The sequence below is a fragment of the Citrobacter sp. Cpo037 genome, from assembly GCF_030332945.1.
Taxonomy (GTDB): domain Bacteria; phylum Pseudomonadota; class Gammaproteobacteria; order Enterobacterales; family Enterobacteriaceae; genus Citrobacter; species Citrobacter portucalensis.
Map to the genome: position 1 here is coordinate 1 of NZ_JAOWGW010000040.1, position 13,052 is coordinate 13,052.

A 13,052-nucleotide genomic window follows, 5' to 3' on the forward strand; every position below is an offset into this window, starting at 1 on the left:
GGGTGGATCAGGGTAACAACCATTTTGATGTTGTCGCCCGGCATTACCATCTCTACGCCTTCCGGCAGTTCGATGGTACCAGTCACGTCAGTAGTACGGAAGTAGAACTGCGGACGGTAGCCTTTGAAGAACGGAGTATGACGGCCGCCTTCGTCTTTGGACAGAATGTACACTTCAGATTCGAACTTGGTGTGCGGCTTGATAGAGCCCGGCTTAGCCAGTACCTGACCACGTTCGATTTCTTCACGTTTGATACCACGCAGCAGAACACCAACGTTCTCACCAGCACGGCCTTCGTCCAGCAGTTTGCGGAACATTTCAACGCCAGTACAGGTAGACTTAGCAGTCTCTTTGATACCAACGATTTCAACTTCTTCACCAACTTTGATGATACCGCGCTCTACACGACCGGTAACAACGGTACCACGACCGGAGATGGAGAATACGTCTTCGATAGGCAGCAGGAACGGCTTGTCAATCGCACGCTCTGGTTCTGGGATGTAAGAATCCAGGAAGCCAGCCAGTTCGATGATTTTCGCTTCCCACTCTGCTTCGCCTTCCAGCGCTTTCAGAGCAGAACCACGAACGATCGGAGTGTCGTCGCCTGGGAAATCGTACTGAGACAGAAGTTCACGAACTTCCATTTCTACCAGTTCCAGCAGCTCTTCGTCATCAACCATGTCGCATTTGTTCAGGAACACGATGATGTACGGAACGCCTACCTGACGACCCAGCAGGATGTGCTCACGAGTCTGCGGCATCGGGCCGTCAGTCGCAGCAACAACCAGGATCGCGCCGTCCATCTGCGCAGCACCGGTGATCATGTTTTTAACATAGTCGGCGTGGCCCGGGCAGTCTACGTGTGCGTAGTGGCGAGTCGGGGTGTCATATTCAACGTGAGAAGTGTTGATGGTGATACCACGAGCTTTTTCTTCCGGCGCGTTATCGATCTGGTCGAATGCACGAGCAGCACCGCCGTAGGTTTTAGCCAGTACGGTAGTGATTGCAGCGGTCAGGGTAGTTTTACCGTGGTCAACGTGGCCGATGGTGCCGACGTTAACGTGCGGTTTTGTACGTTCAAATTTTTCTTTAGACACGGCTATATTCCTTACTATAGTGCTCTCCCCTATGGAGAGAGCACGGGACTTAGGTTTTAATCCTGTGGATTATTTACCACGGGCTTCAATAACGGCCTGAGCAACGTTGTTCGGCGCATCGTCGTACTTCAGGAACTCCATGGAGTAAGAAGCACGGCCTTTGGTCAGAGAACGCAGCTGGGTTGCATATCCGAACATTTCAGACAGCGGAACTTCAGCATGGATAACAACGCCAGTGACGTTGGATTCCTGACCACGAAGCATACCACGACGGCGGCTCAAGTCACCGATTACGTCACCGGTGTTCTCTTCCGGAGTCTCTACTTCAACCTTCATGATAGGCTCAAGCAGAACTGGTTTCGCTTTCTTAAAGCCATCTTTGAAGGCGATAGAAGCGGCCAGTTTAAACGCCAGCTCAGAGGAGTCAACGTCATGGTAAGAACCGAAGTGCAGACGCACGCCCAGATCAACAACCGGGTAACCAGCCAGCGGGCCAGATTTCAGCTGTTCCTGGATGCCTTTATCAACGGCCGGGATGTATTCGCCAGGAATTACACCACCTTTGATGTCGTTGATGAACTCGTAGCCTTTCGGGTTTGAACCCGGCTCCAGCGGGTACATGTCGATAACAACATGACCGTACTGACCGCGACCACCAGACTGCTTAGCGTGTTTACCTTCGATATCGGTAACTTTCGCGCGAATCGCTTCACGGTAAGCAACCTGAGGTTTACCGACGTTCGCTTCAACGTTGAATTCACGCTTCATACGGTCAACGATGATGTCGAGGTGCAGCTCACCCATACCAGCGATAATGGTCTGGTTAGATTCTTCGTCAGTCCATACGCGGAATGACGGGTCTTCTTTCGCCAGACGGCCCAGAGCCAGACCCATTTTTTCCTGGTCAGCTTTGGTTTTCGGTTCTACCGCGATGGAAATTACCGGCTCAGGGAATTCCATACGTTCCAGAATGATCGGGTGATCCGGGTCACACAGAGTGTCACCAGTGGTCACGTCTTTCAGACCGATTGCAGCAGCGATATCGCCCGCGCGAACTTCTTTGATCTCTTCACGTTTGTTAGCGTGCATCTGTACGATACGGCCGAAACGTTCACGTGCAGTTTTCACGGAGTTCAGGATGGTGTCACCGGAGTTAACCACACCAGAGTACACACGGAAGAAGGTCAGGTTACCCACGAACGGGTCGGTAGCGATTTTGAATGCCAGAGCAGCAAACGGCTCGTCATCGCTAGCATGACGCTCAGCAGGAGTATCTTTACCGTCGTCCAGAATACCGTTGATCGCAGGTACGTCTACTGGGGATGGCAGGTAATCAATTACCGCATCCAGCATCGCCTGAACACCTTTGTTCTTGAACGCAGAACCACAGGTTACCAGGATGATTTCGTTGTTCAGAACGCGCTGACGCAGAGCTTTTTTGATCTCTTCTTCAGTCAGTTCTTCACCACCCAGGTATTTCTCCATCAGCTCTTCTGAAGCTTCTGCAGCGGACTCGATCAGGTTCTGGTGCCATTCTTCAGCCAGTTCCTGCATGTCAGCCGGGATATCTTCATAAGTGAAGGTTACACCTGCATCTTCTTCGTTCCAGTTGATGGCTTTCATTTTCACCAGGTCAACAACACCGGTGAACGCTTCTTCAGCGCCAATTGCCAGCTGCAGCGGAACAGGGTTCGCGCCCAGACGGGTTTTGATCTGACCAACAACTTTCAGGAAGTTCGCACCCATACGGTCCATTTTGTTAACGAACGCAATGCGCGGAACTTTATATTTGTTTGCCTGACGCCATACGGTTTCAGACTGAGGCTGAACACCACCAACTGCGCAGTAAACCATTACTGCACCATCAAGCACACGCATGGAACGTTCTACTTCGATAGTAAAGTCAACGTGCCCCGGGGTGTCGATGATGTTTACGCGATGCGGTTCATACTGCTTAGCCATACCAGACCAGAATGCAGTAGTCGCTGCGGAGGTGATAGTAATACCACGTTCCTGCTCCTGCTCCATCCAGTCCATGGTGGCTGCGCCGTCATGAACTTCACCGATTTTATGGTTTACACCGGTGTAGAACAGAATACGTTCGGTAGTAGTGGTTTTACCGGCGTCGATGTGCGCACTGATACCGATGTTACGGTAGCGCGCGATGGGTGTTGTACGAGCCATTTGATTCCTCGTTTATCTTTTAGGCGTTCAATTTAAGTAGCCCAAAGCGGGCTGCTTACTAGAAGCGCCCGCCTGGTGACTAAAACTCCGAAGGGATTACCAACGGTAGTGTGCGAACGCCTTGTTGGCTTCTGCCATACGGTGAACGTCTTCACGTTTCTTAACTGCAGTACCTTTGTTTTCTGCAGCATCAGAAAGTTCGTTCGCCAGGCGCAGAGCCATGGATTTATCACCGCGTTTACGAGCAGCTTCAACGATCCAACGCATTGCCAGAGCATTACGACGGACCGGACGGACTTCAACTGGTACCTGATAAGTAGAACCACCAACGCGGCGAGACTTAACTTCGACAGTCGGGCGCACGTTTTCGAGAGCTACTTCGAAAGCTTCCAGTTCGTTTTTACCAGAACGCTGAGCCAGGGTCTCCAGCGCGCTGTATACGATAGTTTCGGCAGTAGATTTTTTACCATCTACCATCAGGATATTTACAAATTTAGCCAGCAGTTCTGATCCGAACTTCGGATCCGGCAGAATTTTACGCTGACCAATGACGCGACGACGTGGCATGGAAATACTCCGTTGTTAATTCAGGATTGTCCAAAACTCTAAGAGTTTAGTTTGACATTAATATAAAACGTTTGGCCTTACTTAACGGAGAACCATTAAGCCTTAGGACGTTTCACGCCATACTTGGAGCGTGATTGCTTACGGTCTTTAACGCCGGAGCAGTCAAGCGCACCACGAACGGTGTGGTAACGAACACCCGGGAGGTCTTTTACACGACCGCCACGGATCAGGATCACGGAGTGCTCCTGCAGGTTGTGACCTTCACCACCGATGTAGGAAGTCACTTCAAAACCGTTAGTCAGACGAACACGGCAAACTTTACGCAGTGCGGAGTTCGGTTTTTTAGGAGTGGTAGTATATACACGAGTACATACGCCACGTTTCTGCGGGCATGCTTCCAGCGCAGGCACGTTGCTTTTTGCAACTTTGCGTGCACGTGGTTTGCGTACCAGCTGGTTAACTGTTGCCATTAAATAGCTCCTGGTTTTAGCTTTTGCTTCGTAAACACGTAATAAAACGACCTCATACAATATGAGGACGCAGAATTTTAGGTCGGTGTCGAAAAGGTGTCAAGAAATATACAACGATCCCACAATTACCAGGACATCTGGCTGGGATGCTTCACCGTAAGTCTGACGAAGTCAGTATAGCTAACCCTGACGACACTGTCTGAAATTTGACCACTCAACCCGCGGGCCTTAATGTCTTCTTCCAGTACATAGACCTTAATGGAGGCATTTTGCAGACTTTCAAGGAAACGGCTGCCTTCAATTGCCGCCGTCACACCATCCTGGAGCAATAAAAGTTCATCGTCTTTATCTATCAGGCGAAGAAGAGAGGAGAAATCGGTAAGCCACGCGGAGCGATGTAGTGTGTGCAGCATGAGAGTCTCAAAACCTTAAAATGACGTCAAAGTTGCCTAACTCACGGCGTAAATCTTCCGGTTCAAGCGCTGTCGCATCGACCACAAAATTCCCCCCCTGCAGAAGGCCCCGCTCGCGTAATGAAGCGGCGCACAGCCAACATTGATCGATATCGTACAACCCTAACAGTTTAAAGGTCGAGATATAGTCTCGCGCCAGCACGGCATCCGGTTGTTGTCCCTGGAGGATTTGAAAGACGCCATCGCCGATAAAAAACACGCCGAGGTCTTCCGTTAATGCAGATGTCGCCAGCAATGCATCTAATCCTTCACGGCCTGATGCGCTGCCGTGCGGTACGGTAGAAAAAACAAAAGCAACACGTTTCATCAGAACTGCACCACGCGATCGCAGGTCAGGGATGCCTCAGCCAGCGATCCAAGCCCGCTGAGGTTAAAACCTGGTTGTAAATTAGCCCCTGTCAGCCCCAGCCGCTTTGCCTCAGTTTCATCAACAACGCCGCGACGCAACGCCGCCGCCACGCAGATATTCAGCGTTACACCATGCTGTTGGTTCAGCTGTTGCCAGGCCCGCACCAGATCATATTCATCACTGGCGGGTGAAGTCAGGAAATTGGCGTTATATACACCTTCACGATAGAAAAAGACGCTGCATAACTCATGCCCTTCTTCGAGAAGCGCATGAGCAAATTGCAACGCGCTACTCGCCTGCTGCGTGCCATAAGCAGGCCCTGTCACCATGATGGCAAAACGCATTACTTGTCTTGCCCCTGGAAATCGCCGCTTTTGAACTGACGAATATAGAGGTAGACCGTATGTTTGGAGATGTTCAGCCGATCGGCGACCTGGTTGATGGCATCTTTAATATCGAAGATGCCTTTCTCATATAAATTCAGGACGATCTGGCGGTTCTTCGCGTTGTTGGAAACATTGCGATCGGCATTTACTTCTTCGATCGTGAATTCCAGCGTCTGGGTAACCAGATCTTCCACCGAAGAAGCGAAGTTGACGGCAGAGCCCACTTCCGGGGTTTCCGGTGGGATAAAGGTATTCATTATCTGCGAGAAAGGAACATCAAGGTTCATGTTGATGCACAGCAGACCAATCACGCGATGCTCACGGTTGCGAATGGCAATCGTCACCGACTTCATCAAGACACCGCTTTTCGCACGTGTGAAGTAACACTTCGACACGCTGCTATCCGCACCCGTCATATCATGCAGCATACGCAACGCAAGGTCGGTAATCGGTGAGCCAATTTTACGGCCCGTATGTTCACCGTTAGCAATGCGGATGGCCGAGCATTTCAAATCCTGCAAAGAGTGCAATACGATTTCACAATGGGAACCAATGAGCATCGCCAACCCGTCCACTACCGCTTCGTAGGATTTGAGGATATCGAAGTCGGTTTGATCGAAAGGACGTTGATCCAGCAAATCTAGCTCACTGGTTTCGTTGGTTAAAAGCGACCTGGACATGAAAAAAAGCACTCCTTTTCAGGAGCCTGTCGTTATGTTGTCAGGGCAGGCTCATCACTATTATAGGGGCATCTAAAGTAATACAGCGCACAAGGCGCTTTCCAGTATTAATTATATCCTGTCGATAATAAAAAACCGCCGCCCTGTGGGCGGCGGTTTTTGTTAGCTTATTTTTTGCTGCTGTCTGCAGCTTTCTCTGCCGGTGCAGCATCTGGCTGCGCGTCAGCTTTCGGTGCCGGTTTGATGTCTAACAGTTCAACATCAAAGACCAGCGTAGAGTTGGCCGGAATACCCGGGACGCCGGTTTTGCCGTAAGCCAGATCCGGTGGGATAACCAGCTGGATTTTGCCGCCTTTCTTGATGTTTTTCAGGCCTTCAGTCCAACCAGGGATTACACCGTCAAGACGGAAAGACAGCGGCTCACCACGGGTGTAGGAGTTATCAAACTCTTTACCATCGATCAGCGTACCTTTGTAGTTGACTACCACGGTATCGCTGTCTTTCGGTGCAGCGCCAGTACCTTCTTTCTCTACTTTGTAGACCAGGCCAGTAGAAGAGGTTTTAACGCCTTTCTCTTTAGCAAATTTCTCGCGGTAAACTTTACCTTTGGCTTCGTTGTCAGCCGCGTCTTTTTCCATTTTCGCCTGAGCGGAGCTCTTCACGCGCGCTTCAAACGCCTGCAGAGTTTGTTCGATTTCCTGGTCAGACAGTTTGCTCTTGTCTGCAAACGCATCCTGAACACCAGCGATCAGCTGATCTTTATCCAGTTTGATGCCCAGTTTTTCCTGCTCTTTCAGAGAGTTTTCCATATAACGACCCAGGGACGCGCCCAGCGCGTAAGCGGCTTTTTGGTCGTCATTCTTGAATGCTGCTTTGCTGTCAGCAGTAGCGGCTGGTTTCGCAGCATCAGCAGCGAAGGTGATCGGGGCATGCAGAGCAACAGCCATTGTGGTCGCCAGCAGCGTTACTTTAAACAGTGATTTCATCCATATCTCCAGGGCCGGGGCATCTCACCCCAGGGTTAGCTAACATAAAAATGTACTATAAAGCGTTGCAGAACAAATCAACATACAGGCACGCCCTATTATCACCACTTTTCAGACTCTTTTTGTTTAAATTAGTTTCGTTACCGAAGATTGAGTGCTGTGCAAACAGGCAAAGTTAAGTAGAATTCGCCGCAGTCCGCGATCTGCCGGAGAAAAAAGAAAGAGGTGAATCATGCAGGATACAACAATGGAAACTCGCTTGGCTGAACTGGAAAGTCGCCTGGCATTTCAGGAGATCACCATTGAAGAGCTCAACGTGACGGTGACCGCGCATGAACTGGAAATGGCCAAACTGCGCGACCATCTGCGTCTGCTGACAGAAAAGCTCAAAGCAACGCAGCCGTCCCACATTGCGTCGCAGTCTGAAGAGACCCCGCCGCCACATTATTGAGACGTAAAAAAAGCGGGGATATCCCCGCTTTTTTGTGCCGGATGACGACGTAAACGTCTTATCCGGCCTACGGTAGACCTGATAAGCGTAGCGCCATCAGGCAATCATACCGATCAGTGGCAACCGCAGCCGCCGCCGTTACCTTTACCGCTACCGCCGCAGCAGCCTTCGCCACCGTGCTCGTGACCATGGTCGTGGCCACCGCAGCAACCGTCATGACCGTGGTCATGATCGTGGTCGTGACCGTGCGCACCGTGAACGTGGCCGTGAGCCAGTTCTTCTTCGGTCGCTTCGCGGATAGCAACAACTTCTACGTTGAATTTCAGATTCTGGCCAGCCAGCATGTGGTTACCGTCAACCACAACGTGGTCGTCTTCCACTTCGGTAATTTCTACCGGTACTGGACCCTGGTCAGTTTCAGCCAGGAAACGCATGCCAACCTGCAGTTCGTCAACGCCCATGAAGACGTCTTTAGGAACGCGCTGCACCAGGTTTTCGTCGTACTGACCGTATGCGTCGTTTGCGCCAACAGCAACATCGAATTTGTCGCCAACTTCATGACCGTCCAGCGCTGTTTCCAGGCCAGAAATCAGGGAACCGTGACCATGCAGGTAGTCCAGCGGTGCACTCACCGGAGACTCATCAACCAACACACCGTCTTCTGTACGTACCTGATAGGCCAGGCTGACCACCAGGTCCTTTGCTACTTTCATGATATCTCCTGAGCATGGAAAGAATAGTGGCGCAGATTGTAGCGGAATTCTGCACCCGTGTACCCTCTAGCTTAAAAAAAGCTGCGCCATATCGCTAGTCCGGATGAAAAATCCCGATCACTTGCTCTTCTTTGCGAACGTGCTCGCGCGCCTCTTTATCCGCTTCCCGCATCTGATGACCGCACTTAACACACTCAACAATATCGATATTATTTTCGCGCCACATCGCCAGCGTATCCTGCGACTGGCAGGACGGACATTTTGCACCTGCGATAAAACGTTTACGAATTGCCATGGTTATCCTCTACTCAAATTCATCCCAGCCATCCAACTGACGTCGCTCTTGCTGCATCTCTCGTTGGAAAATTTCCTCCAGCTCGCGTCGGGCTTCCCTGGCTCGAGAGATTTGTACCGTATCTGTATGCATGGGGATCAGTTCCCGCAGCATGCGCATATCCAGCCGCCGAAAATGCAGCTGAGCGCGCTGAGCCTGGTGCGGATGCATTCCCAGTGTAACCAGCGTTTTACGCCCCAATTCCAGCGCACTGGAGAACGTTTCGCGGGAAAACTGCGTCACACCAGCCTGTAATAACTCATGTGCCTCTACACGTCCGCGCGCTCGCGCAAGAATATGCAAATGCGGAAAATACTGTTGGCACAGTTCCACCAGTTTCATGGTGTCTTCAGGCTCATTACACGTAATAACAATAGATTGCGCCGCCTCTGCCCCTGCGGAGCGCAACAGTTCCACCTGCGTGGCATCACCGTAATAAACCTTATAGCCATATTTACGCATCAGATTCACCGCGCTGATATCCCGCTCCAGAACGGTAATGCGCATTTTATTGGCCATCAACAGGCGACCAATAACCTGACCAAAACGCCCAAACCCCACCACAATCACCTGCGGTTTATCATCTTCCACCCAGGGTTTTTCATCTTCCTCATCCGTGCCGTTAAACTGGCGGGAGAGCCATTTATCAATCAGCTTCATCACCAGCGGTGTGGTCATCATCGACAGCGTGACGGTCACCAGCAGCAACGCCATTTGGTCGCCCTGAAACAGCCGTTGCGAGGATGCCGTTGAAAACAGCACGAAAGCGAATTCACCACCCTGACTTAAAACCCCGGCAAATTGCATCCGTTCAGAGCTTCTCATGCCGTTAAGACGCGCCAGCACATACAGCACCAGCATTTTTACGACCACCAGCACTATCACGCTCGCTGCCACCCACAGAATATGGGTGTAGAGCACGCCGAGGTTGAGCGACATGCCAACGGAGATAAAAAACAGCCCGAGCAACAGGCCTTTAAACGGATCGATTGCCGTTTCCAGCTCATGTCGGTATTCGCTTTCCGCCAGCAGCACGCCCGCGATAAACGTTCCCAGCGCCATTGACAGCCCCAGCGCATCCATAAATAGAGCAGAACCCAGCACCAACAGCAGCGTGGCAGCGGTGAACACTTCCCGCACGCCAGAATCCGCAATAAAGCGGAAAACCGGACGCAGCAAATAGCGACCGCCAATCAGCATGCCGGCAAAGGCCAGCACCTTCATTCCCACTTTGATCCAGTCAAAATGTTCGTCAGCAGAACCCGCCAGCAGCGGAACCAGTGCCAGCGCGGGGATCACCGCCAGATCCTGAAACAGCAGTACCGAAAAACCCAGTTGTCCGGATTCACTGCGGTTCATGCCTTTTTCGCGCATCAACTGTAGCGCCATAGCGGTCGATGACATCGCCAGACCAATGCCGCCAACCACTGCCGCCTGCCAGGAGAACGCAGTGAGCATCAATAATCCGGCCAGCACCACCGCGCTCAGCATCACCTGCGCGGCACCGACGCCAAAAATTGAACGCCGCAGTTGCCACAGTTTGGCGGGATTAAGTTCCAGCCCAATGATGAACATCAGAAAGACTACGCCCAGCTCGGAGAAATGCAGAATTTCATCCACATCGCTGATGAATCCTAATCCCCACGGGCCGATAGCAATACCCGCCAGCAAGTAACCCAGCACAGGACCGATACCCAGCTTTGAGGCAAGGGGAACTGCAGCCACCGCCGCGAAGAGGAACAACACTCCCGCTGTCAATAAATCAGAACCTTCCATTAGCGGCCTCCCACAGGGATCGGATTCGCCAGCCAGTCACCATACGCTTTCGCATGGCTGTCCAGCTCCTGCTTCGTTTGCCGTCTGGCCCAGTAAACGATAATTGGGCTCATCCAGTGCATGCGGCACATACCGGCCGTTAGCTCGAAAGGACGCAGCACATCGCTCATTGGATAACGGTTTAGCGCGTCATAGCGGTAGGCACTTTCCGGTTCTCCGGTAGTGATAACGCTACGCCAGTACTTTCCCGCCAGTTGATTCCCTCCGGGACCGCTGGCAAATCCGCGGCTCAGTACGCGGTCAAGCCATTCCTTTAACAGCGCCGGACAGCTATAGGTATAGAGTGGGTGCTGAAAAACAATCACATCATGCTCACGCAGCAGCGCCTGTTCATGCGGAATATCGATAAAAAAATCAGGATAGTGCGCGTAAAGGTCGTGCACGGTAACATTGCTGAGCTGCATGGCCGGTTTAAGCAGAACACGGTTCGCGACCGAGTCCTGAGATTCCGGATGGGCATACAGCAGCAAGACTTTCGCTGGCTGGAACATCATCCCCCTCCCGGTTTTGTCTTTTGTCTATTTTCGACGTTTTGGGCTACCATTGCGCCTCGGTGCGGCAAACGGCCCGCACATTACATTATCATAATGATAAATTAACATAGTCTGAACATACGGCGCCTTATGATTGTTTTCTCATCGTTACAAATTCGTCGCGGCGTGCGCGTCTTGCTGGACAATGCCACGGCCACCATTAATCCAGGGCAGAAGGTTGGCCTGGTGGGTAAAAATGGCTGCGGTAAATCTACCCTGCTGGCATTGCTGAAAAATGAACTCAGCGCCGACGCTGGAGGATTTACCTATCCGGGAAACTGGCAGCTCGTGTGGGTGAATCAGGAAACGCCTGCGTTGCCACAGCCCGCGCTGGAGTACGTCATTGACGGCGACCGCGAGTATCGTCAACTGGAAGCGCAGTTGAACGACGCTAACGAACGTAACGATGGACATGCCATTGCCACTGTCCATGGCAAGCTGGATGCCATCGACGCCTGGACTGTGCGCTCACGCGCCGCCAGCCTGCTGCATGGCCTCGGCTTCTCCAACGAACAGCTTGAGCGCCCGGTCAGCGACTTCTCCGGTGGCTGGCGTATGCGTCTCAACCTGGCCCAGGCGCTGATTTGCCGTTCAGACCTACTGCTGCTCGATGAACCCACCAACCACCTCGATCTCGACGCGGTGATCTGGCTGGAAAGATGGCTGAAAAGCTATCAGGGTACGCTGATTTTGATCTCCCACGATCGCGACTTCCTCGATCCGGTTGTAGATAAAATTATTCATATCGAACAGCAAACCATGTTCGAGTACACCGGCAACTACAGCGCGTTTGAAATCCAGCGTGCGACGCGCCTCGCACAGCAACAGGCAATGTACGAAAGCCAGCAGGAGCGCGTGGCGCATCTGCAAAGCTATATCGATCGTTTCCGCGCTAAAGCAACGAAAGCGAAGCAGGCACAGAGCCGTATCAAAATGCTGGAACGCATGGAGCTGATTGCCCCAGCGCACGTGGACAACCCGTTCCACTTCAGCTTCCGTGAGCCGGAAAGCCTGCCAAACCCGCTGCTGAAGATGGAAAAGGTCAGCGCTGGCTACGGCGATCGCGTCATTCTCGATTCGATCAAACTGAATCTGGTGCCGGGTTCCCGCATCGGCCTGCTCGGTCGCAACGGCGCGGGTAAATCGACGCTGATTAAGCTGCTGGCCGGAGAACTGGCCCCTATCAGCGGCGAGATTGGCCTGGCGAAAGGCATCAAGCTGGGCTACTTCGCGCAGCACCAGCTGGAGTTTTTACGCGCCGATGAATCACCCATTCAGCATCTGGCACGCATGGCACCGCAGGAGTTGGAACAGAAACTGCGTGACTACCTGGGTGGATTCGGCTTCCAGGGCGATAAAGTCAGCGAAGAGACACGCCGCTTCTCCGGTGGCGAAAAAGCGCGTCTGGTGCTGGCGTTGATCGTCTGGCAGCGCCCTAACCTACTGCTGCTCGATGAACCGACCAACCACCTGGACTTGGATATGCGTCAGGCGCTGACCGAGGCGCTGATCGACTTTGAAGGTGCGCTGGTTGTCGTCTCGCACGACCGTCACCTGATCCGCTCCACCACCGACGACCTCTATCTGGTACACGACAAGAAAGTCGAGCCGTTTGATGGCGATCTGGAGGATTATCAGCAGTGGCTGAGCGATGTCCAGAAACAGGAAAACCAGGGCGACGAACCGGCGAAAGAGAGCGTTAACAGCGCCCAGGCGCGTAAAGACCAGAAGCGCCGCGAAGCGGAACTGCGCTCCCTGACGCAGCCGCTGCGTAAAGAGATTACCCGTCTGGAAAAAGAGATGGAGAAACTGCACGCACAGCTGGCGCAGGCGGAAGAAAAACTCGGCGACAGCGAACTGTACGACCAAAGTCGCAAAGCCGAACTTACCGCCTGTTTGCAGCAGCAGGCCAGTGCGAAATCCGGGCTGGAAGAGTGTGAAATGGCCTGGCTGGAGGCTCAGGAGCAGCTTGAGCAAATGCTCGCCGAGTAGT

15 protein-coding genes are annotated in these 13,052 nt (G+C 52.4%); 2 read left to right on the forward strand and 13 right to left on the reverse strand.

The genetic code is table 11. The annotated features are described in order from the left end of the window. From tuf to fkpA, 9 genes are all read right to left on the reverse strand, one after another. A partial coding sequence (gene tuf, locus OGX94_RS03610) for an elongation factor Tu (protein WP_118262821.1) occupies positions 1 to 1,097 on the reverse strand: 1,097 nt, incomplete at its 3' end. 69 nt (positions 1,098 to 1,166) lie between these two features. Continuing rightward, positions 1,167 to 3,281, reverse strand: a complete 2,115-nt coding sequence (fusA, locus tag OGX94_RS03615; protein ID WP_003023659.1) for an elongation factor G — start codon at positions 3,279 to 3,281, stop codon at positions 1,167 to 1,169. 96 nt (positions 3,282 to 3,377) lie between these two features. Continuing rightward, positions 3,378 to 3,848, reverse strand: a complete 471-nt coding sequence (gene rpsG, locus OGX94_RS03620; protein WP_003023657.1) for a 30S ribosomal protein S7 — start codon at positions 3,846 to 3,848, stop codon at positions 3,378 to 3,380. A 95-nt stretch (positions 3,849 to 3,943) separates the two neighbouring features. After that, the gene (rpsL, locus tag OGX94_RS03625) at positions 3,944 to 4,318 is read right to left on the reverse strand and encodes a 30S ribosomal protein S12 (protein ID WP_003023654.1); all 375 of its coding nucleotides are present in this window, start codon (positions 4,316 to 4,318) and stop codon (positions 3,944 to 3,946) included. Between the two features lie 125 nt (positions 4,319 to 4,443). Further along, positions 4,444 to 4,731 carry a sulfurtransferase complex subunit TusB gene (tusB, locus tag OGX94_RS03630; RefSeq protein WP_003023651.1) on the reverse strand — a complete coding sequence of 96 codons (288 nt, stop codon included), beginning with the start codon at positions 4,729 to 4,731 and terminating at the stop codon, positions 4,444 to 4,446. Positions 4,732 to 4,738: 7 nt separating this feature from the next. Next, a complete protein-coding gene (gene tusC, locus OGX94_RS03635) occupies positions 4,739 to 5,098 on the reverse strand; it encodes a sulfurtransferase complex subunit TusC (protein WP_257662226.1) in 360 nt (119 codons plus the stop codon). Continuing rightward, positions 5,098 to 5,484 (reverse strand): sulfurtransferase complex subunit TusD, encoded by a 387-nt coding sequence (gene tusD, locus OGX94_RS03640; RefSeq protein ID WP_257662225.1) that lies wholly within the window; start codon positions 5,482 to 5,484, stop codon positions 5,098 to 5,100. The genes tusC and tusD overlap by 1 nt, the downstream gene beginning before the upstream one ends. Continuing rightward, positions 5,484 to 6,206 carry a helix-turn-helix transcriptional regulator gene (locus tag OGX94_RS03645; RefSeq protein WP_003023643.1) on the reverse strand — a complete coding sequence of 241 codons (723 nt, stop codon included), beginning with the start codon at positions 6,204 to 6,206 and terminating at the stop codon, positions 5,484 to 5,486. The genes tusD and OGX94_RS03645 overlap by 1 nt, the downstream gene beginning before the upstream one ends. Positions 6,207 to 6,373: 167 nt before the next feature. Continuing rightward, on the reverse strand, positions 6,374 to 7,192 hold the full coding sequence (gene fkpA / locus OGX94_RS03650; protein WP_063941375.1) for an FKBP-type peptidyl-prolyl cis-trans isomerase: 819 nt from the start codon (positions 7,190 to 7,192) through the stop codon (positions 6,374 to 6,376). Between the two features lie 232 nt (positions 7,193 to 7,424). On the opposite strand from fkpA, the gene OGX94_RS03655 reads away from it, so the two are divergent. Continuing rightward, the gene (locus tag OGX94_RS03655) at positions 7,425 to 7,643 is read left to right on the forward strand and encodes a protein SlyX (RefSeq protein ID WP_003023639.1); all 219 of its coding nucleotides are present in this window, start codon (positions 7,425 to 7,427) and stop codon (positions 7,641 to 7,643) included. A gap of 113 nt (positions 7,644 to 7,756) precedes the next feature. Here the strand turns inward: OGX94_RS03655 and slyD are convergent, their stop codons facing one another. The 4 genes from slyD to kefG all read right to left on the reverse strand — a co-directional run bounded on the left by slyD (position 7,757) and on the right by kefG (position 11,017). Further along, complete coding sequence (gene slyD, locus OGX94_RS03660; RefSeq protein WP_257662224.1) at positions 7,757 to 8,356, reverse strand: peptidylprolyl isomerase; 600 nt, start codon at positions 8,354 to 8,356, stop codon at positions 7,757 to 7,759. Between the two features lie 94 nt (positions 8,357 to 8,450). Next, the gene (locus tag OGX94_RS03665) at positions 8,451 to 8,651 is read right to left on the reverse strand and encodes a YheV family putative zinc ribbon protein (RefSeq protein ID WP_003023632.1); all 201 of its coding nucleotides are present in this window, start codon (positions 8,649 to 8,651) and stop codon (positions 8,451 to 8,453) included. 9 nt (positions 8,652 to 8,660) lie between these two features. After that, positions 8,661 to 10,466 (reverse strand): glutathione-regulated potassium-efflux system protein KefB, encoded by a 1,806-nt coding sequence (kefB, locus tag OGX94_RS03670; protein ID WP_003827759.1) that lies wholly within the window; start codon positions 10,464 to 10,466, stop codon positions 8,661 to 8,663. After that, a complete protein-coding gene (kefG, locus tag OGX94_RS03675) occupies positions 10,466 to 11,017 on the reverse strand; it encodes a glutathione-regulated potassium-efflux system ancillary protein KefG (protein WP_003023629.1) in 552 nt (183 codons plus the stop codon). The genes kefB and kefG overlap by 1 nt, the downstream gene beginning before the upstream one ends. Positions 11,018 to 11,149: 132 nt before the next feature. Between kefG and OGX94_RS03680 the strand changes: the two genes are divergently transcribed. Next, positions 11,150 to 13,051 carry an ABC transporter ATP-binding protein gene (locus OGX94_RS03680; RefSeq protein ID WP_286568742.1) on the forward strand — a complete coding sequence of 634 codons (1,902 nt, stop codon included), beginning with the start codon at positions 11,150 to 11,152 and terminating at the stop codon, positions 13,049 to 13,051. The last annotated feature ends 1 nt before the right edge of the window (position 13,052 follow it).